This is a genomic window from Streptantibioticus parmotrematis (assembly GCF_019890615.1).
GTDB lineage: Bacteria > Actinomycetota > Actinomycetes > Streptomycetales > Streptomycetaceae > Streptantibioticus_D > Streptantibioticus_D parmotrematis.
Genome location: NZ_JAINVZ010000005.1, coordinates 326,007 through 345,853 on the forward strand (window position 1 = coordinate 326,007; position 19,847 = coordinate 345,853).

The following is a 19,847-nucleotide window of genomic DNA, read 5'->3' on the forward strand; positions in this document are numbered from 1 at the left end:
CGGCCCGACGGCCGTTCGCCCCGCACCTTTTCATGTGCGACACCCCTGATGCCATGGCTCCGCGAGACGGGCCGCGCATTCGAGCATCAGGGCGTGGACGAAGGCCTGGGGAAGGTTGCCGCGCATCTGGCGCTGGGCGACGTCGTACTCCTCCGAGAACAGACCCGGCGGTCCGCAGGCGGCGCGGTTGCGCTCGAACCAGCGGTACGCGGACGTCTCGTGGCCCTGCTGGTGCTCGGCCAGGGCGGTGACGAAGCCGCAGAGCAGGAAGGCGCCCTTGGCCGCGCCCAGGTGCCGGTCGTCATGGCGGAAGCGGTAGGCGAAGTGATCGTCCGTCAGCTGCTCGGTGTAGGCGTGCAGGGTGGCGACGGTACGTGGGTCGTCGGCGGGCAGGGCGCCCCGGATCGGGGGCAGGAGGAGGGCCCCGTCCAGACCGGGGTCGTCGGGGTCGGCCGTCAGGCCTTCAGCGCGTGGCCCGCGGCCAGCAGGGCGACGCGCCGCGGGGCGAACTGCGCGGCGCGTGCCGACAGCCGGTTGCCGAGCCCGGCGACGACGCTGGGCGGGGTGCGGCGCCGTTCCAGCGCGCGACGGGTCGCCGTGACGACGGCGGCCGGGGTGGCGGCGCGCCCGACCATCGCGTCCCGCGTGCCGACGACGTCGAAGAACTCGGTCTCGACCGGCCCCGGCGACACCGCCAGCACCCGCAGGCCCGACGCCCGGGTCTCGTACGCCAGCGCCTCGGTCAGGCTCAGCACGAACGCCTTCGTGGCGCCGTACACGGCCATGGCGGGGGTGGGCTGGTAGGCGGCCGTGCTCGCCACCGTCACCAGCGCGCCCCGGCCGTCGGCGACGAGTTGCGGCAGGAAGGCACGCGAGACGTCGGCCACGGCGCAGGTGTTGAGCTGGATCATGCGCGCTATCTGCTCCGGGTCCTGCTCGGCGAACGCGCCGTGGCTGCCGAACCCGGCGTTGTTGATCAGCGTCTGGACCGTCAGGCCCCGGGCCCGCAGCTCCTCTCGCAGTGCCGCGCCCGCCCCGGGACGTGCCAGGTCCGCGGCGACCGGGGTGGCGGTGACGCCGTACGCCTTCTCCAGTGCGGCGGCCAGGGTCCGAAGCCGGTCGAGGCGGCGGGCGACGAGTACGACGTCCGCGCCGCGCTCGGCCCACTGCCGGGCGAACTCCGCGCCCAGACCGGCGCTGGCGCCGGTGATCAGCGCCGAGGTTCCCTGATAGGACATGGTGGGCATGGGCGGTGGCTCCGCTTCCGTGGTCCGGGATGCCTGACACCGCCAATGTAGGCACGTGACATCATTGTAGTCAACCGACAACATCGAGGGAGGGGATCGTGGCCGAGGGCTCCTACCACCACGGCAACCTGAGGGCAGCGCTGCTGGAACGGGCGGAAGAGGTCCTGGCGCAGAGCGGTGTCGTCGGCCTGTCCCTGCGCGGACTGGCCCGCGACCTCGGAGTGAGCCACGCCGCGCCCACCCGCCACTTCCGGGACCGCCAGGCCGTCCTCGACGCCCTGGTGATCAGCGGCTTCACCGACCTCAACGAGCGCATGCGCGCCGTGGCGGACGCCCCGGAGCCGGTGGAAGCGAGGCTGACGGAACTCGGCCGGGCCTACGTGCGGTTCGCCCTCGACAGGTCCGCGCTGCTGGAGCAGATGTTCGCCGCGAAGCACGAGGGGGAGCCGACGGAGGAACTGCGCGGACTCAGCCACGAGAGCCTGGAGACCGCGGCCCGCCTGATCGCCGAGGCGCAGCGCGACGGCGTCGTCGGCCCCGGGGACCCCGTCCGCCTCGCGCAGGTGGCGTTCTCCACCGTGCACGGACTGACCGTGCTCGCGGTGGGCGGCATGCTCGACGACACCCCGGTCGAGGAGGCCGCCGAACTGGCCCTGGAGGTCCTCATGAACGGCCTTCGCGCCCAAAGGCGTTGACCATGCCGGTCCGGCACGTCTCAGGCGAGGTGCCGGACCCGTTCCGTCGACGTGGGCGCGTACGGTGGCCAGTCGTCGATGGAGCCGTTCGTGACGAACCGCGCGACGGCGCCGGCGAAGCGCAAGCCGAGGTCGCGTTCCGCGTCGCCGGGCCTGCCCAGCATCGGGCTGTCCGGGTACGCGTCGAAAGTGGTGAAGAGGAAGGGGAGTTCGGCGCAGTGGGTGGCGCCGAGGCCGTGGTCGTCCTGCGGCGGCCTGCGGTCGAACCGGTAGACGTACGTCACGTCGCCGCCCGACGCTTGATGGTCGGCGATTTCCATCGCGCCGTCGCGGAACATCTCGTCGGTCTCGACCGCGGTGAGGATCCCGGCCGGTGTCGCCCCCGGCAGCCGGGCCGCGCACTCCTCGTACACGGCCGCGGCCCGGCCGCCGATCCTGCCGGTCAGGAGGTCGAGCGCCCCCGCGGTCGTGAGGCCCTGAATCCGTGGGTCGGCCCCGAAGAAGGCCGTGGCCTCGTCGCGGGTCGTGCCGATCAGCAGGTCTTTACCCACCAGGGCGCCGTCCGCGACCGCGCGCCGCAACGAGCGGGGCACACCGGGACCGCCCAGCACCGGATGCATCGGCGGTGCGATGTCCCCGGGGCGCGCGACCCGCGTCGAGAGGCGACCGTAGGCGGACAGCAACTGCTCAACGGGCAGCGCGCGCAACGCCGTTGCCGCCTCCGCGTCGGACACGCCCAGCAAACTCAGATAGGCGTCGGCCCTCTCGGCGGCCTCGCCCGGGTCCTGGGGTTCGAGCCCCCATGGTCCGCTCTGCAACAGCACCCGGTGGACGAGTCCCGTCGTGCGCGGATCCACCGCCAGGGACAGGGCCGAGTACGCTCCGGCCGACTGCCCGCCGACCGTCACGCTCCCCGGGTCGCCCCCGAACGAGGCGATGGTCTCCCGCACCCAGCGCAGCGCGGCCGCCTGGTCCTGGGACCCCAGGTTCTCGGCGCCGAGTTGCGGCAGGTGCAGGTAACCCAGCGGTCCCAGGCGGTAGTTGGCGGTCACCACGACCATGTCGCCCAACGCGGCGAGGCGGCCCCCGTCGTACCAGTCCCAGCCCCCGGAACCACTGGTGAAACCGCCGCCGTGGAACCAGACCAGCACCGGGCGGGGCACGCCGTCCTCCAGCGCGGCCCGCGGAGTCCACACGTTGACGGTCAGGCAGCCGTCCTCGTCCCAGTCCGGCACACGGGGCCCCATCACCCGCTCCAGGCGCGAGGCGGCCTGCGGCACGGCCGGTCCGGAACGCACCGCCTCGCGCACACCGGACCACACCGGGTGCGGCCGCGGTGGCGCGAAACGCAGGTCGCCGACGGGTGACGCGGCGTAGGGCACGCCACGGAAGGCGATCACCGGGCCTTCGGCGGCCCCTCGGACCCTGCCTCGGCCCGTGTCCACGACTTCGTCCGCGCGACCCGTCATCGCATCCACCTCTCTTGTCCCGTTGAAAAATACGCCGGTACCGTGACGCGACGGACAGCGGCATCACCCGCCGACCCGCCGTCCGGGGGCACGTTCCCACGACCCGCCCACCTGTGGGGCTGCCGCCGAGGGGATCACCCGTGCGAGGCTGGGTCCGCCGCGACCACGGAGGATGGGCCGACGCATGGGTGAAGAGCGCGTGATCCACGGGTGCATGGGCCTCGGGGGCAGCTGGGACGACACGCCTTACGGCGCTGCGGACATCGCGGAGGCCGAGGCCGCCGTCGAAGCGGCGCTCGACAGCGGCATCACGGCCTTCGACCACGCCGACATCTACCGCAACGGCAAGGCGGAAGCGGTGTTCGGCGAAGTGCTCGCCCGGACGCCCGGACTGCGGCAACGCGTCGTCCTCCAGACCAAGTGCGGGATCCGGCTTCCCGACGGCGAACGGCCTGGCCTGTACGACCTGCGCGGCGACACCATCCTGCGGCGGGTGGCGGCAAGTCTCGACCGCCTGCGGACGGACTACGTGGACCTGCTGCTCCTGCACCGGCCCGACCCGCTGGCCGACCCCGAGGACGTCGCCCGCGCACTGACCTCGCTGCACCGCCAGAAGCTCGTGCGCGCATTCGGCGTCTCCAACATGAGTGGCCATCAGATCGCTTCGCTCCAGGCCTACTTGGACTTCCCGCTGGTCGTCGACCAACTGGAGATGAGCCTCCACCGGAGGGACTGGGTCGAGGCGGGCGTGCTCGTGAACACACCGCAAGCGGCGTCCGTGGGATTCCCCGCGGGGACGCTGGAACACTGCCGGGCCAACGGGATCCGTCTCCAGGCCTGGGGCGCCCTCGCCCAGGGCCGGTTCACCGGCCGGGAAGAGACCCCCACCGAGCGGGCCACGGCCCGGCTCGTCACGGCGCTGGCCGGGTCGAAGGGCACCACGCCGGAGACGATCCTGCTGTGGTGGCTCCAGAGGCACCCGGCGCGCATCGTCCCCGTCGTCGGCAGCGCCCGCCCCGAGCGCATCCGGGCCTGCGCCGACGCCGCGCGCCGGGAACCCGGGCTGAGCCACGAGGAGTGGTACGAGCTCTGGGTCACCGCACGCGGCGCCGCACTGCCCTAGTCCCCGGAAGCGCTCGCGCGCGCCCTGCGCCGGGCCAGCGCGTCGAGCAGGTTGCCCACGAGCCGTTCGGCGTCGGCGTCGGAACTGAGCGGCCGGCCCAGCAGCGCGTGCACGTAGACGGGGGCGAGGATCATCTCCAGCACGTCCTGGACGTCGAGTTCGGGCGTGCCGCCGGCGGTCAGCATCGCTTCGATCTGCCGGACGCGCGGCTCGGCGTACGGGCGCAGCCCGTCGAGGCCGCCCTCGTGGGAACGCGCCGCGCCGACGAGGGCCCGGGCGAAGACGAGGTTGACGCCTTCGCCGAGGTCCGCCATGAGACGGCGCGTGTACGCCAGCATGTCGGCCCGCAGGTCCCCGGTGACGGGCGGAGGCGAGCGGCGGCTCAGCTCCTCGAAGAGGGTGTCGAGGACGAGCCCCTCGGGATCGCGCCAGCGCCGGTAGATCGTCGCGGGGTGCACTCCGGACCGTTCGGCGACCTCGGCCACGGTGACCGTGCCGTCCGGGGAGGCGTCGAGCAGTGAGCGCACCGCCGCGTGGACCGCCTCGCGCGTCCTGGCGGAGCGCCCGCCCGGCCGGGTCGTCCCTGCTGCTTGCGTCATGCCCCCATGGTAGCCCTGTTATTGCGACACCCTCGCGTTAGTGTTGGCTGGAAATCGCCTAATGCGAATGACTCGCGTTAGGCGCGGGGCTGGTGTACGTTCTAAAGCGAGACATTCGCATTAGAAGAGGAGAGACGATGCCCCGGGTACTCGTGGTGGGTGGTGGGATCGCCGGCGACGCGGTCGCGCTCATGCTCGGACGCGCCGGATGGGAGGTCACCGTCGCGGAGATCGCGCCGCAGCTCCGTGGCGGAGGGCAGGCCGTGGACCTGCGCGGCGACTGCCGCGAGGTGCTCGCGAAGCTCGGCCTGCTCGACGAGGTCCTGTCCGTGCTTCTCTTCCAGCGTGGCGCGGCCTGGGTGGACCGCGACGGGCACCGGCTCGCGACGATGCCGGTGGAGGCGTTCAACGGCAACGGGTACGTCTCGAAGGAGGAGTTGCTGCGCTCCGACCTCGCCCGCGTCCTGCACGACGCGACGAACGCCCACGTCACGTACCTCTTCGGCGAGACCGTGGAGGAACTGGAGGACGCTCCGCACGGCGTGTCCGTGACGTTCCGCAACGCACCGCCCGCGGAGTTCGACCTCGTCATCGGCGCGGACGGCGCGCACTCGCGGGTCCGGCGGCTGCGCTTCGGCCCGGAGGAGACCTTCCGGCGTCCCCTCGGGCTCGCCCACGCCTGGTTCACCCTGGAGGAGACGCCGAAGACCCCCGGGATCGACGGCTGGTTCCTCACCCACAACGCTCCCGGATCCCGTGCCGCGTCGGTACGCCCGGGTCACCGCGGCGAGCAGGAAGTGGGACTCACCTTCCCCGCCACGACCCTGCCGCCGCGGCAGGACCGCGAAGCCCAGTTCGCCCTGCTGGACCGGGTGTTCGCGGACCTGGGATGGCGTACGCCGGAGTTCCTCGACGCCGCACGCCGCGCCCCCGACTTCGCCCTCGACACCCTCGACCAGATCCACGTCCCGAAGTGGCACGACGGCCGGGTCGTCCTGCTCGGCGACAGCGCCTGGTGCGCCAGTCCGCTCAGCGGCCTCGGCACCGCCCTGGCACTGCGCGGCGCCGAGGCGCTGGCCGATGCCATCGCCGACGCCGACGCGCTACGGATTCCGCACCGCCTCTCGGACGCGCTCACCGCGTTCGAGAGCGCGATGCGCCCGCGCGTCGACGCGGCGCAGCGGATGTTTCCCGGGCGCGTACGCCAGCACGCTCCGCGCACCGAACTCGGCATCCGCGCCGCCGCGTGGCTGATCCGCCAGGTGCAGAAGCCAGCGCTGGCGAAAGCCTTCGGCCGCCTGATGGGCGACCGCGGTCACTTGATGGACGACCGCGGTCACGCGCAATTGGCGTGACGGCGACGTGTGCCCGGCGAGACGGCCGCGGCGGGCCAGTTGAGTCACTCGATGGCGCACGGCAAGGTCGTCGGGGCGGACCGCAGCTCGCGTTCGAGCCCAGGGTGGCCGGTGCCCTGTACGTCCCGCCGCACGCCCGGGACGGCGGCGGCACGCCCACGGCCGTCGTCTACGACCCGGCGGACCCGGTCGACGCGATGGCCGAGGGGGCCCTGCGCTGGACCGTGGTCGACCTCGTCGCGAAGCGCGTCGTACCGTTCACCGTCGCCCTCGTCCCGCCGGCCGTCGGGGCGGCCGGGGCGCCGAGCCGGTACGGTGACCGGCGCGACGCCGTCCGCCGGGATCACACCGGCGGTGTACCTCCGAGGTATCACGCGGGTCAGCCTCAGGGCGCACCGCGAAATCCGTCCCCACGGTGACGGATCGCGGGCGGCGGGACGGAATGCTGGAAGCAGTCGTTCCCCCACCTCGCTTCCTGGAGATCCCCATGCGGCGCATGCCCGTCCTGGCCGTCAGCGGTGCCGTCGCCCTGGCCGGTCTGTGCGTGGGAACCGGGCAGGCCCCGGCCCTGCTCCGGCTGCTCAGCCACGAGCACGAGGCCAGCTACACCACCGGGGCCCAGGCCCTGCGACAGGACTCCGCGGACACCCCGCGATGGCTTCCCACCGACGCCCGCAACGTGCGCATCAAGTCCAAAGAGGCCCCCCAGCGCCCGCTCCACCTGGAGACCCGTCCCGCCCAGACCCTGATGCGGTTCGACCTCAGCGGTGGCCGCCTGCCCGCGACCTGCCGCCCCAACGCCCCGCATGGGGCCCCCGACGCCCTGTCCGCGCGGTGGTGGCCCAAGTCCGAGGCGCGGCACGCCACTTACAGCTGCTCGGGCTGGCGGGTCGCCTTCGACGGCCACACCGGCTACGCGTGGCACCCCAAGTCCGACGCGGCCTGAGCGCATCCCTCTCCCGAACCGGTGGCGCGCGATTCCGGCCTGAGCGAGCAGCCTGAGCGAGCGGCTTGAACGACCGGCGGTCGCGGGCTAGTCGCGGCTGAGCTGGCGGAGGTTGGTGCGGGCGAGTTCGACGATCTCGTCGCCCCGGCCGTTGAGGATGGTGCGAGTGGCGAAGAGGGTGAAGCCCTTGAGCTGCTCGTAGGTCAGCTTCGGCGGAAGGGACAGCTCCTGCCGCTGGGTGAGCACGTCCACGAGCGCGGGCCCGTCGTGCGCGAACGCGGCGCGCAGCGCGTCCTCCAGGTCACCGGCGCGTTCGACACGAGCCGCGAACAGGCCCGCCGCGCGGGCCTGTTCGGCGAAGTCGGGGTTCTGCAGGCCCGTGCCGTAGTTCACGACGCCCGCCGCCTTCATCTCCAACTCGACGAAGGACAGCGCCGAGTTGCTGAAGACCACGACCTTCACCGGCAGGTCCAGCTGGCGCAGCGTGAGCAACTCGCCCAGGAGCATGGCCAGTCCGCCGTCCCCGGCGAGCGCCACCACCTGGCGGCCGGGGTGGGCCGCCTGGATGCCGACGGCCTGCGGGAGCGCGTTGGCCATGGAGCCGTGGTTGAACGAACCGATGAGACGGCGCTGCCCGTTCATGCGCAGATAGCGCGCGGCCCACACGGTGGGGGTGCCGACGTCGGCGGTGAACGCTGCATCCGTCGTGGCGAGCCGGTCGATGGTGGCGGCGATGTGCTGGGGGTGCAGGGGCGATTCGGACGGCTTGGCCTGGGCGAGACCGTCGAGCCGGGCCCGCACCCGCTGGTAGTGGCCTGTCATGGTGCGGGCGAAGGAGTCGTCCGTACGCCGCTCCAGCAGCGGCAGCAACGCCTGCGCGGTGTCCCTGACCGTGCCCACCAGCGGAACGTCCACGGGCACACGGCGACCGATGTGCTCGCCGCGTACGTCGACCTGTACCACCGAGGCGTTCTCGGGATAGAACTCGCGGTAGGGGAAGTCGGTGCCGAGCATGAGCAGCGCGTCGCAGTGCTCCATGGCCCGATAGCCGGAGCTGTAGCCGATCAGCCCGGTCAGGCCGACGTCGTAGGGGTTGTCGTGCTCCAGGTATTCCTTGCCGCGCAGGGAGTGCACCATCGGCGCCTTCAGCGTGTCGGCCAGCGCCACCGCCTCGTCGTGGGCGTCGGCGCAGCCCGCTCCGGCCAGGATCGTCACCCGGCGCGCGGCGTTGAGCACCCGCGCGGCACGGTCGAGCGACGCGTCGTCCGGGATCGTGCGGGAGGCCGACCTGAACACCGGCCGCGGCTGCGCGCCCTTCGGCGACTCGGCCGGGAACAGCCCACCGGGGACGACCAGCACCGCCACCCCCTCGCGTTCCACCGCGTGACGCATGGCCGTCTGCAGCAGCCAGGGCACCTGCTCCGGGATGCTCGCCAGCTCGCAGTACACACTGCACTCGCGGAACAGCTCCTGCGGATGCGTCTCCTGGAAGTAGCCGCTGCCGATCTCCTCCTGCGGGATGTGCGCCGCGATCGCCAGCACCGGCACCCGGCTGCGCTGGGCGTCGAACAGTCCGTTGACCAGATGCAGGTTGCCGGGCCCGCAACTGCCCGCGCACACCGCCAGCCGCCCGGTCGTCCCGGCCTCGCCCGCGGCGGCGAACGCGGCGGCCTCCTCGTGCCGCACGTGACCCCAGGCGACGGTCCCGTCGCGCCGCAGGGCGTCGGTGAAGCCGTTGAGCGAGTCCCCCGGCAGGCCGTACACCCGCCGCACCCCGGACGCCCGGAGGGTGGCCACGATCAGGTCCGCGATGGTGCCGGCCATCCGTCCTCCCGGGTTGGGGCGACCTGTCCGCCGGAGACGCCGTGCCCGCGCCCCTGCCGGGTTCGCGCCGACGTGCCGACGCGCGCCGCGGCATCCGCGGCGCGCGCCACCAGCATGTCCCGCCCCGGCGCACGACGCACCCGGGGGAGCGGGATCCGGACCCACGGAGGGAGCCCCGGACCTCAGCGGACGGCCAGGTCGGCGGTCGCGGCCACCATCCGCCGTCCGGGGGCGTCGCGGCCGGGTCACGATCCGCCATCCGGGGACGTCCGCGGCCGAGCGGTGGTCCGTGGGCGTCCTGGTGCATCCGGGGGTCCCGTGGGGACGGAGGCCTACGGACGCAGTGTGTCCTTGCCCTTTTCCTTCGCCTCGCGGGAGTTCCCCAGCGCCTTCGCGGCCTCGCCCTTGGCGACCATCTTCTGGTTGCCGACCGCCTTGCCCATGGACGTCATCATCGCGCCCGCGGCCTGCTCGGCCTTCGCCCTGGCCATCTGTCCGGCACTCATCTGCGAGCCTCCTGTAGGTGTCGTCCGATGTGCCACACCACAACGCCTCACCGGACGAGGCGTCAGCAAACCTGAGCGACGCGGGAACCGCCGCAGGGACGCATCTGCCAGTGGCCGACCCCGCCCCGTGGACGCCGACGCCCGGCGGGGAGGAAGGTGGGACCCCGTCACCCGGTCGCCGCCCTCGCCGTTGTCACGACGGGCAGACGTCACGCATCGCCACGTGCGCGGCGCACGACCGCGAGCAGCTGGAGTGTGAGCCATGGCAGAGGACGACATCCGGGAATCACGTCCGCCCATGCGGTCCGTGGTGCGAGAGACGTACGGTCCGGCCGACCTGAGCGGCGAGCCGATCTTCGCCGGCGGGTTCATCAACTTCGGCTACTGGAGCGCCGCCGACCTCGTGGCACCCCTCGACGAGGCGGTACGGGTGCGCAGCCAGGAGGACCTCTACCGGCAGGTCCTCGGCACCGTCGGACCACTGGGGGAGCGGACGATCCTGGAGGTGGGGTGCGGGCTCGGGATGGGATGCGCGCTGGCGCTGCGGGAGTTCGCCCCCGCCGCGGTGACCGGCATGGACATCCACCCGGAACAGCTCAAGCGGGCCCGCGACACCCACGCCGGTCTGCTCGGCCGGGAGGCGGCCCGGCTGCGGTTCGCCCGGGGAGCCGCCGAGGACATGCCGTTCGCGGACGGCGAGTTCGGCGCCGTCATCAGTGTCGAGGCCGTGCAGCACTTCCCCGACCTGGACGCTTTCGCGGCGCAGACGTCGCGTGTGCTGCGGCCCGGCGGTCGGGTGGCGGTGGCCGGGTTCTTCACCGTGGACGACGCGCCCGGCAGGCCCGCGGAGCTGGCGGGCCTGCTGGAGACGTACGCGAACGGTCTGGACATCGCGCGTCCGGTGACGGCGCTCACGGACGCGCTGACGGCGGCCGGACTGGTCGACACCCGGGCCGAGTCGATCGGGCGGCACGTCTGGCCGGGATGGGATCTGTGGCTCTCCCGGTGGTGGGCTCCCGGCACCTGGCCGCGGAACTTCCTGCGGGCCTACGAGCAGCGGATCCTCGACTACTACCTCGTCACGGCCGCCCGGCGGGAGGACGGCGAGCGGCCGACGCCCCGGCGATGACGGGACCCGGCCTCACGCGTCGCCCGTATCGTCGCACAGGGCGCAGCGCTCGGTGCCGTCCCAGGCGGACCAGCCGAAGACCGCGGGGAGCAGCGGGCGGCCCTCCAACTCCTCGCGCACCGCGACCCGGTAGGCCCACACCGCGTCGATGTACGGGTGGTACGCGTCGTGGAAGGCGCGGGAGGACAGCCGCGCGCCCTGCGCGACCGCCGCGCGCAGCGCCCGGAGCTGTTCGAACATCCGCTGCCCTGCTGCCGCGACGGGAGCGCTCGCGTCGATGAAGAGCCGCTCGCGCACCTGGTAGACCCCGGCCTCGGCCAGCGCGTCCCGGGTGGCGCCGTCCAGCTCCGCGGTGGCCGCCCCCGACTGGGCCAGCTCGCGCAGCCGGGCGTGGGCGACGCCGGTGGCGGCGATGAAGTCGAGGTAGACCTCGCGCCGACGCGATCCGAGGCCCCGGTCGTCCTCGCCGCGGGCCCGCACCCGGTCCGCCAGCAGCGTCCCCGACATCGCGATGACCGCGCCGCCCAGCGTGGCGACGAGCGTCCCCCACTCCACCCGAACCCCCTGAGTCCCGCCCCTGCCCGCGCACGGCGGCCGGCCGTCAACGTACCGCCGATCATCCGGCGCGCCTACCGCGGATCGCCCGGCGCCACCTGGTGCGTACCGCCGGAGCGGGTGCCCTCCCGCCTGGTGCGCTCAGATGCGCACAGGAAGCAGCACTTGGCATCAACCTCAGGTCGATATGTCCGCATATAGGCGAGGTATTCGACCCCCTGCCCGGCTTTACCCGACCCGCTGGAGAGCCCACCCGAGTGAGGTGGTTATCATATGAGCACCGCCTAGCTCGAAAGATGAACCTGTGACTACCATCGTGGACTCGTTCACCAACTGGCAGAACCGCGAGGAGATCGCGGAGTCGATGATTCCGATCATCGGTAAGTTGCACCGGGAGCGGGACGTCACGGTCCTGCTGCACAGCCGCTCCCTGGTGAACAAGTCGGTGGTGAGCATCCTCAAAACCCACCGATTCGCCCGGCAGATCGCGGGTGAGGAGCTCTCGGTCACCGAGACCTGGCCCTTCCTCCAGGCCCTCACCACGCTCGACCTCGGCCCGTCCCAGATCGACCTCGGCATGCTCGCCGCGATGTACAAGAGCGACGAGCGCGGACTGTCGGTGGCGGAGTTCACCGCCGAGGCCGTCGCCGGCGCCACGGGTGAGAACAAGATCGAGCGCCGTGAGCCGCGCGACGTCGTCCTCTACGGCTTCGGCCGCATCGGCCGGCTCCTGGCCCGCTTGCTGATCGAGAAGGCCGGCTCCGGCAACGGTCTGCGCCTGCGCGCCATCGTCGTGCGCAAGGCCGCGGGACAGGACCTCGTCAAGCGGGCGTCGCTGCTGCGCCGCGACTCCATCCACGGCCAGTTCCAGGGCACGATCACGGTGGACGAGGCCGGCGGCAAGATCATCGCCAACGGCAACGAGATCCGGGTCATCTACTCCGACGACCCGACGACGGTGGACTACACGGCGTACGGCATCAAGGACGCCATCCTCATCGACAACACCGGCAGGTGGCGCGACCGCGAGGGCCTGTCGAAGCACCTGCGCCCCGGCATCGCCAAGGTCGTGCTGACCGCGCCCGGCAAGGGCGACGTCCCCAACATCGTGCACGGCGTCAACCACGACACGATCAAGCCGGACGAGCGCATCCTGTCCTGCGCCTCCTGCACCACCAACGCGATCGTCCCGCCGCTGAAGGCCATGGCCGACGAGTACGGCGTGCTGCGCGGCCACGTGGAGACCGTCCACTCGTTCACCAACGACCAGAACCTGCTGGACAACTACCACAAGTCCGACCGCCGTGGCCGTTCCGCGCCGCTCAACATGGTGATCACCGAGACCGGGGCCGCCTCCGCCGTCGCCAAGGCACTGCCCGACCTCGACGCGAAGATCACCGGCAGCTCGATCCGCGTCCCGGTCCCGGACGTCTCGATCGCCATCCTCAACCTCCAGCTGGCCCGCGAGACCACCCGCGAGGAGGTCCTCGACTACCTGCGCAACGTCTCGCTGACCTCGCCGCTCAAGCGCCAGATCGACTTCACCACCGCACCCGACGCGGTCTCCAGCGACTTCATCGGCTCGCGGCACGCCTCGATCGTGGACGCGGGGCCGACCAAGGTCGACGGCGACAACGCCATCCTCTACCTCTGGTACGACAACGAGTTCGGCTACTCCTGCCAGGTCGTCCGCGTCGTGCAGTACGTCTCCGGAGTGGAGTACCCGACCTTCCCGGTCCCGGCGCTCTGACCCCGCCGCGCACAACGACCGGACGCCGCCGTCTCCGCCAAGCGCTCACAACACGCTGCGCGCCGCCCACAACTCCCCGAAGAACCGGTGCTCGTTGACCCGGCGCAGCCAGGCGGCGCCGCTGCTGCCCCCGGTGCCGGGCTTGTTGCCGATGGTCCGCTCCACCACCAGCAGGTGCAGGGCCCGCCAGCGGGACATCGCCTCCGCGACGTCCATCAGTGCCTCCGCGAGCTGGAACACCTCGTCGGCCGGGCCCAGTTCGCGGTAGACGTCACGCCACGCCTGCTCGACGGTGGGGCAGTCGGGGCGCGGGCGGGCGGGATCGTGCCGCAGCGTGGCGGGGTCGATCGCGGCGCCCCGGCGGGCGAGCAGCGCCACCGCCGCGTCGTAGACGCTCCGCTCCTCCAGCGCCCGCCGCACCTGCTCGCTCACGTGCGGCACGCCCGTGTGCGGCGTGGTGAGCGAGGGCCGCTTGTTGCCCAGGACGAACTCCAGCATCCGGTACATGTACGACTGGAGTCCCGACGCGTCGCCGAGGTGGTCGCGGAAGGAGTTGAACTCCGAGGGCGACAGCGTGCCCAGCACGTCCCACGTGTTCACCAGCAGATCGGCGACCTTGCGCAGCCTGCGCAACGACCACACCGCCGCGCCCACCGCGTCCGCGTCGAGGTCGTCGCGGACCCGCCGCAGATCCTCGTACATCAGCTTGAACAGCAGCTCCTTGACCTGTCCGAGGACGTAGAAGGTCAGCTCGGCCGGAGCGCCGGAACGCGGCTGCTGGAGCGAGTGCAGGACGTCGACGCTCTGGTAGTCGATGTACGGGGTGCGGGCCCCGTCGAAGGTCAGCACCGGACAGCCCCCGGTGGCGGCCGCCCGCGCGGCCCGTTGCGCGTCGTCGAGCCGGCCGAGGTCGCGTACGCCCGCGTCGAGAGGGCCGTCGGCGTCGGGCCGTGGCCGCACGTCGTGGGATGTGGATTGCCGCATGGTCGTGACTTCCTCCGTGGGCGCGGGGACGCCCGGTCTCGTGTGGCCGGACTAGAGCGTGGCGGCGAACAGCGCGATCCGCCTGACACCCTCCCGTACGGTCTCGGTCTCGCCGCAGAACGCGAGCCGCAGCAGGCCGCGCGCCTCCGGCTCGTCGTCCACCGTCCGCACCTGCCCGGCGGCGTCGACCAGCGGCCGCAGCGCGAACCCGGGGCCCGCCGCCAGCGCCACGCCCTGCTCGGCCAGCAGCCGCGCGGCGAAGGTGTCCGCGTCCAGCCCGGTGGCCCGGCAGTCCAGCAGCGCGTACCAGCCGCCCGCGGGGAGCCGGGTGAGCAGCCCGGTGTCCAGGAGCGGCCGCACCGCGGTGTCCCTGGTGTGCCGGACCATCGCCTTGTTGGCGGCCAGGCACTCCGGCTCGCCCAGCGCGGCGATCCCGGCCAGTTGCACCGGCTCGGGCGGGCACATGATCGAGGCCTCCTGGACCGTGCGGACCGCGGCGGCGTGCCGCTCGTTGGGCGCCGTGACGTAGCCCAGCCGCCAGCCGGTCATGCCGTACCCCTTGGAGAAGGAGAAGGCGCTGAAGACGCGGCGCTCGTCCGGCGATACGTTTCGCTCCAGGCACGCCAACGAAGTGTGGTCCTCGTCGAACGCGAAATCCTCGTACGCCTCGTCGCTGATGACCGTCCAGCCGCGCGAGTGCGCGAGGTCCAGCAGGGCCAGCAGATGCCTCTCGTCGCAGACCGCGCCCGAGGGGTTGTTGGGGCTGTTGACCAGCAGGGTCCTGGGCCGGTCGCCGCCGATCCGGGCCAGCGCGTCGACGTCGGGCCGCAGGCGGTCGTCCAGGGGGTAGAACACCGGGCGCAGCCCCGTCAGCAGGCTCTGCTGGAGGTGGATCGGCCAGTGCACCGACGGCAGAAGGATCTCCGCGTCCGGGGCGGCCACCGCGTGCATCAGCGTCAGCAGGCCCTGCGTCGAGCCCGGGGTGACGAACACCAGATCGGCGTCGGTGTCGTGCCCGTTGCGGGTGGTGAGCTTGCGGACGAGGGCGGAACGCAGTTCGAGCAGTCCTTCCGCGGTGGTGTATCCGGTGCGGCCGTCACGCACCGCGGCGAGCACGGCGTCGGCGACGGCGGCGGGCGGACGGAACGCCGGTTCGCCCACGTGCAGCCCCAGCGCGGGCACGCCGTGCGTGGCCTCGTACTCGGTGACGGCGCGGAACACCTCGTGCACGCACGACGGGGGGATGTCCGCGACGGTGGGTCGCGCACTCGCCGCGCCGGGGGCCTGCGTGCTGATCATGGAAGGGAACTCCTGGGGAACTAGGTGGAGACGGTGTCGTACGGACGGGACGGGAGCCGCCGGTGCCTGAACGGTTCAGCTCGTCGCGGCCGGAGGCTCGGGCGCGCGTCCCGAGGCGGTGACGAAGAACCAGCACAGATCGGCCGCCGACGAGTCGTCCAGCATCTTCGTGAGCTCGTCGAGGGTGGCCCGGGACACGGCGCCGCGACGGCGCAGAATCGGGAGGTACTGCTCGAACGAACGTCGCCAGAATTCGTCCACCGGATCACCGATTCCAATGGTCAACGGTGTGAGCCGGACTTGAATGCCGGTCAGTCCGATCTCCTTGAGCAGTGCGGGGATACGGCGGGCCCAGTAGACGTCGGTACCCTGTCCACCCATCAATTGGGCGAGTGTGCGTACACCGGTTCGCAATGCGGGATGCGCGTCGTCGAGAGGGAGAATGTAGAATTCTCCGACAACCAGATGGCCGCCCGGCCGCACCCATGAGGCTGCTTTTCGTACGAGTTCGTCGCGCTGCGGGAGATGAGCCAGCATCGCCCGTGTGTGCACCAGGTCGAATGAATTCCCGGGGAAATCCTCGACGGTCAGGTCCATGGCGGCCACTTCGAGGGGCGCGGCGCGTTCGGCGTCGATGTGGCGCGGGTCGATGTCGGCGGCCACGACCCGCCCGGACGGGCAGCGCTCGGCCAGCCAGTACGCGATCGACCCGGCCCCGGCGCCCATGTCGAGGCACTCCCAGTCCGGCGCGGGACACAGACTGTCGAGCGCCTCGTGGGCGACCGGGTCGAGCATGCGTTCCAGGGCCTGGAGGCGACCGAGTTCCGTGGGGATCTCCTTGCTCAGGATCCCGTTGCTGTAGGCGTCGGTCAAGGTCACGCTGTTACCCGTTCTCATGATTCGGGGGCCCGGTACGGTGATGGGCGCCGTGATGCACGACGGCGCACAACCGGGATATTACCTGCCCCTTGAGTGACCGCGCTTTTGGCGCGGGCGAACTGCCATACTCCTCAAGGCGAACCGGAAAAATCCCACGCGTTAGTCGGATTAAAATTTCAGGAGATCAGGAGAGCGGTGTGGTGAATCGGAGTTCCGCGCAGCGCGCACTGTCGGTCGGCGATCTTGACTTCGACGCCGCCTACCGTGGGAAACCGATGACGGCGGACTCCGAGCTCTCCCTCGGAGCGGTCCCGTGGGACATCGGTGGCCCCCAGCCGGTCCTGGTCGAGCTGGAGGAGTCCGGCGGCTTCGAGGGCCACGTCCTGGACGTCGGATGCGGCACCGGTGACAACGCGGTCTTCCTCGCCGAACGCGGCCACCGTGTCACGGGCGTCGACGGATCCCCGCACGCGATCGCGCAGGCCCGGCAGCGTGCCGGGGAGGCCGGCGCCGACGTGGAGTTCCTGGTCGGCGACGCCACCCGGCTCGACGACGTCCCGCACCCGTTCGACACCGTCCTCAGCAGCGCGCTCTACCACTGCCTGCCGGAGGACACCCGCGACGACCACGTCGCCGCCCTGCACCGGGTCTGCCGACCGGGCGCCCGGATGCACCTGTTCACCTTCGGCGTCGACCTCCCCGACAGCTACCCCATGCCCACCCACATCGACCAGCGTGAACTGCGCCTGCGGCTGGGCGAGTCGTGGACCATCGACCACATCGAGCCGGTCCGTTACGCGACCTCGTTCACCCCCGACGCCCTGCGCGAGGTGAGCACGCGGCTGCTCGACCTGGCCGGCGGCGACTCCGAGCGGGCCCGCCGTGTCGACCACCAGGTCGACGCGGCGGGCCGCATCGCGCTGCGCATGTGGTACGTCCGGGCCGTCCGCACATGAAGTGCCACGGTCCCGCCCCGGGCGGCCGACCGGGCGCCCACCCGAGCGGCGGCACGCCTCAACCGCCCCCGTTGAACGGTCAGTTATCAGTAGACAGTGCGGCCCCCTCCTCGAAAGAGGGAGGCCCCCACTCGGCCAGAGAGTGCCTTTGCGATGACCATTGACAGTCCGGTGTCAGCCTACGGCCGTGCCGCGGCCCGCCTGTTCGACCAGCTCGGCAAGGTCTACGAGGACACCTATGGGCAACTGCCCGAACAACTCGCGGCCATCCACTGGCTGTTGGACCGCCTGCCCCCGCAGGCCAAGGTGCTGGACATCGGTTCGGGCACCGGCCGCCCCACCGCCCAGCTGCTGGCCGACGCCGGGCACCGGGTGACCGGCTGCGACGTCTCGCACACCATGGTGACGCTGGCCAGAACAGGTGTTCCGCAGGCCCGCTTCGCCTGGGTCGACGTCCGGGACCTGCCGGAGGCGCCGGGCACCTGGGACGCCATCACCGCGTTCTTCCCCCTGCTCCAGATGTCCCGGGCCGAGATCGTCGACACACTCGGCCGGATCGGCCGCTGGCTGGTCCCCGGCGGCCTGTTCGTCATGTCCACCGTGCCGTTCGACGCCGAGCACGCGGAACTCACGTGGATGGGCCACACCAGCCGCGCGTCCAGCTTCGCCGCCGAGGTCTACCCGCGGCTGGTGCGCGACGCCGGGCTCAGCATCCTGCGCCAGCACGAGAGCGTCTTCCACCCCGACTACCCCGGCATGGGCGCGGAGCAGCACCTGTTCATCTTCGCGACCAAGCCGGGTGACCCCTCCCGCGCCGCACCCGCCGCCGTGCCCTCCCACCACCGCGGCCCCCTGGAGCCCAACGCGCGGCACTGGGCGGCGATGGAGGCACGCTTCGACCGGCAGGACGTGCCGCTGATCGTGGACAGCCTCTCCGTCAACACCCGCGTCCTCGCCCTCGGCGGACGTACCGTCGCCGTCGCCCGTGACCTCGCCGACCGCCTCGGCACCGCCGACGCCGGACCGGACGGCCTCCAGGAGGAGGACGACGGCCGCATGCTGGGCGCGCTCGGCGTGACCCTGCTGCCCGGCGCCGCCGACCGGCTGCCTCCGGTGGACCGTTCCTTCGACGCGGTGGTCGCCGCGTGGACGCTTCAGCGCACCGACGAACCCGACTTCGCGGTGGCCGAGATGGCCCGCGTCGTGGACCCCGGCCACCCGGAGGCCAAGGTCGTCCTGGTGCAGGACGCCCCCGACAACGAGATCATCGGCCTGTGGAACGGAGTCCGCGCCCCGCTGACCGGGGCGCCCGCGGACCCGCAGGGCCAACTGCTGCTCCGCGCCGCGCACGTGCTGTCCGCCCACGGCTTCGACGACATCGCCGTGACCCGCCTCCCCATCGACGTGGTGTTCCCCGAGGCGGGTCCTGAGGCCCGGGCCAGGGCGGCGGCCCGGGCGCTGACCGCGCTGTGGAACGTGGGCCACCCGCAGCCGGTCCAGCTGCACCACGCGCTGCTGTCCGCGCTGCGCGGCCACTTCTGCGCGGGCACCGATCGCATCACCAACGACGCGGTGATGCTGCTCGCCCGGCCCCGGAGGTGAACGGCGCGGCGGCGCGGGTCAGGCCTGCGGGCGGGTGCCGTCGATGGCGATGCGGCGGCCGTAGCGCGAGTGCGGGTAATAGTCCCAGATCGCGTGGTGCTGGACGCAGCGGTTGTCCCAGAACACCAGCGTCCCCGGCTGCCAGCGCACCCGGCAGTGCAGCAGCGGGGTGCGCTCGATGTGGTCGTACAGCATCGCCAGCACCGCGTCGCTCTCCGTGCGGGACAACTGTGCGATGTGCGACGTGTAGGGCTGGTTGACGAACAGCAGCTTGCGGCCGGTGTCGGGGTGGCGCACCACGACCGGGTGCTCGTTGCAGGGCACCTCGTAGTTCTCCGGCGGGGTCTGGCCGGCGTTCCGCCACGGCAGCGCGCCGTCGTGGACGGCGGTCAGGCCCTCCAGGAACGTCTTCATCGCCGGGGAGAGCATGTCGTAGGCCAGGTGCATGTTGGCGAACATGGTGTCGCCGCCGCTGCCCGCCTCCGGGACGCGTGTGATGTGGAGCATCGACCCCAACGACGGTTCGGTGTCCGCGGTTCCGTCGGCGTGCCATCCGTTGCCCGCGATCGCACGTGACTCTTTCCCCGCGCTGATCTCCAGGATGTACGGGTCGGAGCCGTCGACGGGGGCCGCGACGAGATGCAGCGGCCCGAAGAGTGCCGCGAAGCGCTTGTGGTCCTCGTCCGTCAGCGCCTGGTCACGGAAGACCAGCACGTGGTGGGCCAGGAACGCCTGCCGAACCTCGTCGACCTGATCAGGCGTCAGCTCCTTGGTGAGGTCCAGGCCCGACACCTCGGCGCCGATGACCGGGGTGAGCGGATCCACCCGGATGGCCGAGCAGTGCACCGGCGGCCGGGTGGTGACACGTTCGAGGGCGTCGAGTGCGAACTGTTCCACGGGGGTTTCTCCTTGGGGTGTGCGGGGTCGGT

At 72.0% G+C, this 19,847-nt stretch carries 20 protein-coding genes; 8 read left to right on the forward strand and 12 right to left on the reverse strand.

Annotated features, from left to right (window positions below; translation table 11 throughout):
* Window positions 1–30: 30 nt before the first annotated feature.
* Window positions 31–459 (reverse strand): glycoside hydrolase family 15 protein, encoded by a 429-nt coding sequence (locus K7472_RS32590; RefSeq protein WP_372457952.1) that lies wholly within the window; start codon window positions 457–459, stop codon window positions 31–33.
* The gene (locus tag K7472_RS10895; RefSeq protein WP_308013850.1) at window positions 456–1,238 is read right to left on the reverse strand and encodes an SDR family NAD(P)-dependent oxidoreductase; all 783 of its coding nucleotides are present in this window, start codon (window positions 1,236–1,238) and stop codon (window positions 456–458) included. The genes K7472_RS32590 and K7472_RS10895 overlap by 4 nt, the downstream gene beginning before the upstream one ends.
* 107 nt (window positions 1,239–1,345) lie before the next feature.
* Here K7472_RS10895 and K7472_RS10900 point away from each other — a divergent pair, with 107 nt between their 5' ends.
* Complete coding sequence (locus K7472_RS10900) at window positions 1,346–1,942, forward strand: TetR/AcrR family transcriptional regulator (RefSeq protein ID WP_308013851.1); 597 nt, start codon at window positions 1,346–1,348, stop codon at window positions 1,940–1,942.
* A gap of 20 nt (window positions 1,943–1,962) precedes the next feature.
* Here the strand turns inward: K7472_RS10900 and K7472_RS10905 are convergent, their stop codons facing one another.
* The gene (locus K7472_RS10905; protein WP_222976634.1) at window positions 1,963–3,411 is read right to left on the reverse strand and encodes a carboxylesterase/lipase family protein; all 1,449 of its coding nucleotides are present in this window, start codon (window positions 3,409–3,411) and stop codon (window positions 1,963–1,965) included.
* A gap of 184 nt (window positions 3,412–3,595) precedes the next feature.
* On the opposite strand from K7472_RS10905, the gene K7472_RS10910 reads away from it, so the two are divergent.
* Window positions 3,596–4,534: an aldo/keto reductase gene (locus K7472_RS10910; RefSeq protein ID WP_252395383.1), complete on the forward strand. Its 939-nt coding sequence runs from the start codon at window positions 3,596–3,598 to the stop codon at window positions 4,532–4,534.
* Here K7472_RS10910 and K7472_RS10915 read toward each other — a convergent pair.
* Window positions 4,531–5,133 carry a TetR/AcrR family transcriptional regulator gene (locus tag K7472_RS10915; RefSeq protein ID WP_222976636.1) on the reverse strand — a complete coding sequence of 201 codons (603 nt, stop codon included), beginning with the start codon at window positions 5,131–5,133 and terminating at the stop codon, window positions 4,531–4,533. The two genes, K7472_RS10910 and K7472_RS10915, sit on opposite strands and share 4 nt — an antisense overlap.
* Before the next feature lie 137 nt (window positions 5,134–5,270).
* Here K7472_RS10915 and K7472_RS10920 point away from each other — a divergent pair, with 137 nt between their 5' ends.
* Window positions 5,271–6,488: an FAD-dependent monooxygenase gene (locus K7472_RS10920; protein WP_222976638.1), complete on the forward strand. Its 1,218-nt coding sequence runs from the start codon at window positions 5,271–5,273 to the stop codon at window positions 6,486–6,488.
* A gap of 44 nt (window positions 6,489–6,532) precedes the next feature.
* Here K7472_RS10920 and K7472_RS10925 read toward each other — a convergent pair whose 3' ends face one another.
* Window positions 6,533–6,862 carry a hypothetical protein gene (locus K7472_RS10925; protein ID WP_222976640.1) on the reverse strand — a complete coding sequence of 110 codons (330 nt, stop codon included), beginning with the start codon at window positions 6,860–6,862 and terminating at the stop codon, window positions 6,533–6,535.
* A gap of 113 nt (window positions 6,863–6,975) precedes the next feature.
* Here K7472_RS10925 and K7472_RS10930 point away from each other — a divergent pair, with 113 nt between their 5' ends.
* A complete protein-coding gene (locus K7472_RS10930; RefSeq protein ID WP_222976642.1) occupies window positions 6,976–7,434 on the forward strand; it encodes a hypothetical protein in 459 nt (152 codons plus the stop codon).
* Between the two features lie 87 nt (window positions 7,435–7,521).
* Here the strand turns inward: K7472_RS10930 and poxB are convergent, their stop codons facing one another.
* Complete coding sequence (gene poxB, locus K7472_RS10935; RefSeq protein WP_222976644.1) at window positions 7,522–9,258, reverse strand: ubiquinone-dependent pyruvate dehydrogenase; 1,737 nt, start codon at window positions 9,256–9,258, stop codon at window positions 7,522–7,524.
* Between the two features lie 332 nt (window positions 9,259–9,590).
* Window positions 9,591–9,764: a CsbD family protein gene (locus K7472_RS10940; protein ID WP_222976646.1), complete on the reverse strand. Its 174-nt coding sequence runs from the start codon at window positions 9,762–9,764 to the stop codon at window positions 9,591–9,593.
* 262 nt (window positions 9,765–10,026) lie between these two features.
* Here K7472_RS10940 and K7472_RS10945 point away from each other — a divergent pair, with 262 nt between their 5' ends.
* Entirely contained in the window at window positions 10,027–10,893 is an 867-nt protein-coding gene (locus K7472_RS10945) for a class I SAM-dependent methyltransferase (RefSeq protein ID WP_252395384.1), read from the forward strand.
* Between the two features lie 12 nt (window positions 10,894–10,905).
* Here K7472_RS10945 and K7472_RS10950 read toward each other — a convergent pair whose 3' ends face one another.
* The gene (locus tag K7472_RS10950; RefSeq protein ID WP_222976648.1) at window positions 10,906–11,448 is read right to left on the reverse strand and encodes a CchlQ; all 543 of its coding nucleotides are present in this window, start codon (window positions 11,446–11,448) and stop codon (window positions 10,906–10,908) included.
* Between the two features lie 304 nt (window positions 11,449–11,752).
* Between K7472_RS10950 and K7472_RS10955 the strand changes: the two genes are divergently transcribed.
* A complete protein-coding gene (locus K7472_RS10955) occupies window positions 11,753–13,198 on the forward strand; it encodes a glyceraldehyde-3-phosphate dehydrogenase (protein ID WP_222976650.1) in 1,446 nt (481 codons plus the stop codon).
* 45 nt (window positions 13,199–13,243) lie between these two features.
* On the opposite strand, the gene K7472_RS10960 is transcribed toward K7472_RS10955, so the two are convergent.
* From K7472_RS10960 to K7472_RS10970, 3 genes are all read right to left on the reverse strand, one after another.
* Entirely contained in the window at window positions 13,244–14,182 is a 939-nt protein-coding gene (locus K7472_RS10960) for a tryptophan 2,3-dioxygenase (protein WP_222976652.1), read from the reverse strand.
* Window positions 14,183–14,233: 51 nt separating this feature from the next.
* Window positions 14,234–15,481: a pyridoxal phosphate-dependent aminotransferase gene (locus K7472_RS10965; protein ID WP_222976654.1), complete on the reverse strand. Its 1,248-nt coding sequence runs from the start codon at window positions 15,479–15,481 to the stop codon at window positions 14,234–14,236.
* A 75-nt stretch (window positions 15,482–15,556) separates the two neighbouring features.
* Window positions 15,557–16,360 carry a class I SAM-dependent methyltransferase gene (locus tag K7472_RS10970; protein ID WP_222976656.1) on the reverse strand — a complete coding sequence of 268 codons (804 nt, stop codon included), beginning with the start codon at window positions 16,358–16,360 and terminating at the stop codon, window positions 15,557–15,559.
* 197 nt (window positions 16,361–16,557) lie between these two features.
* Between K7472_RS10970 and K7472_RS10975 the strand changes: the two genes are divergently transcribed.
* Window positions 16,558–17,316 (forward strand): class I SAM-dependent methyltransferase, encoded by a 759-nt coding sequence (locus tag K7472_RS10975; RefSeq protein WP_222976658.1) that lies wholly within the window; start codon window positions 16,558–16,560, stop codon window positions 17,314–17,316.
* A 153-nt stretch (window positions 17,317–17,469) separates the two neighbouring features.
* Window positions 17,470–18,918: a methyltransferase domain-containing protein gene (locus tag K7472_RS33415; RefSeq protein ID WP_222976660.1), complete on the forward strand. Its 1,449-nt coding sequence runs from the start codon at window positions 17,470–17,472 to the stop codon at window positions 18,916–18,918.
* A gap of 18 nt (window positions 18,919–18,936) precedes the next feature.
* Here the strand turns inward: K7472_RS33415 and K7472_RS10985 are convergent, their stop codons facing one another.
* A complete protein-coding gene (locus K7472_RS10985) occupies window positions 18,937–19,815 on the reverse strand; it encodes a TauD/TfdA dioxygenase family protein (RefSeq protein WP_222976662.1) in 879 nt (292 codons plus the stop codon).
* Between the last annotated feature and the right edge of the window lie 32 nt (window positions 19,816–19,847).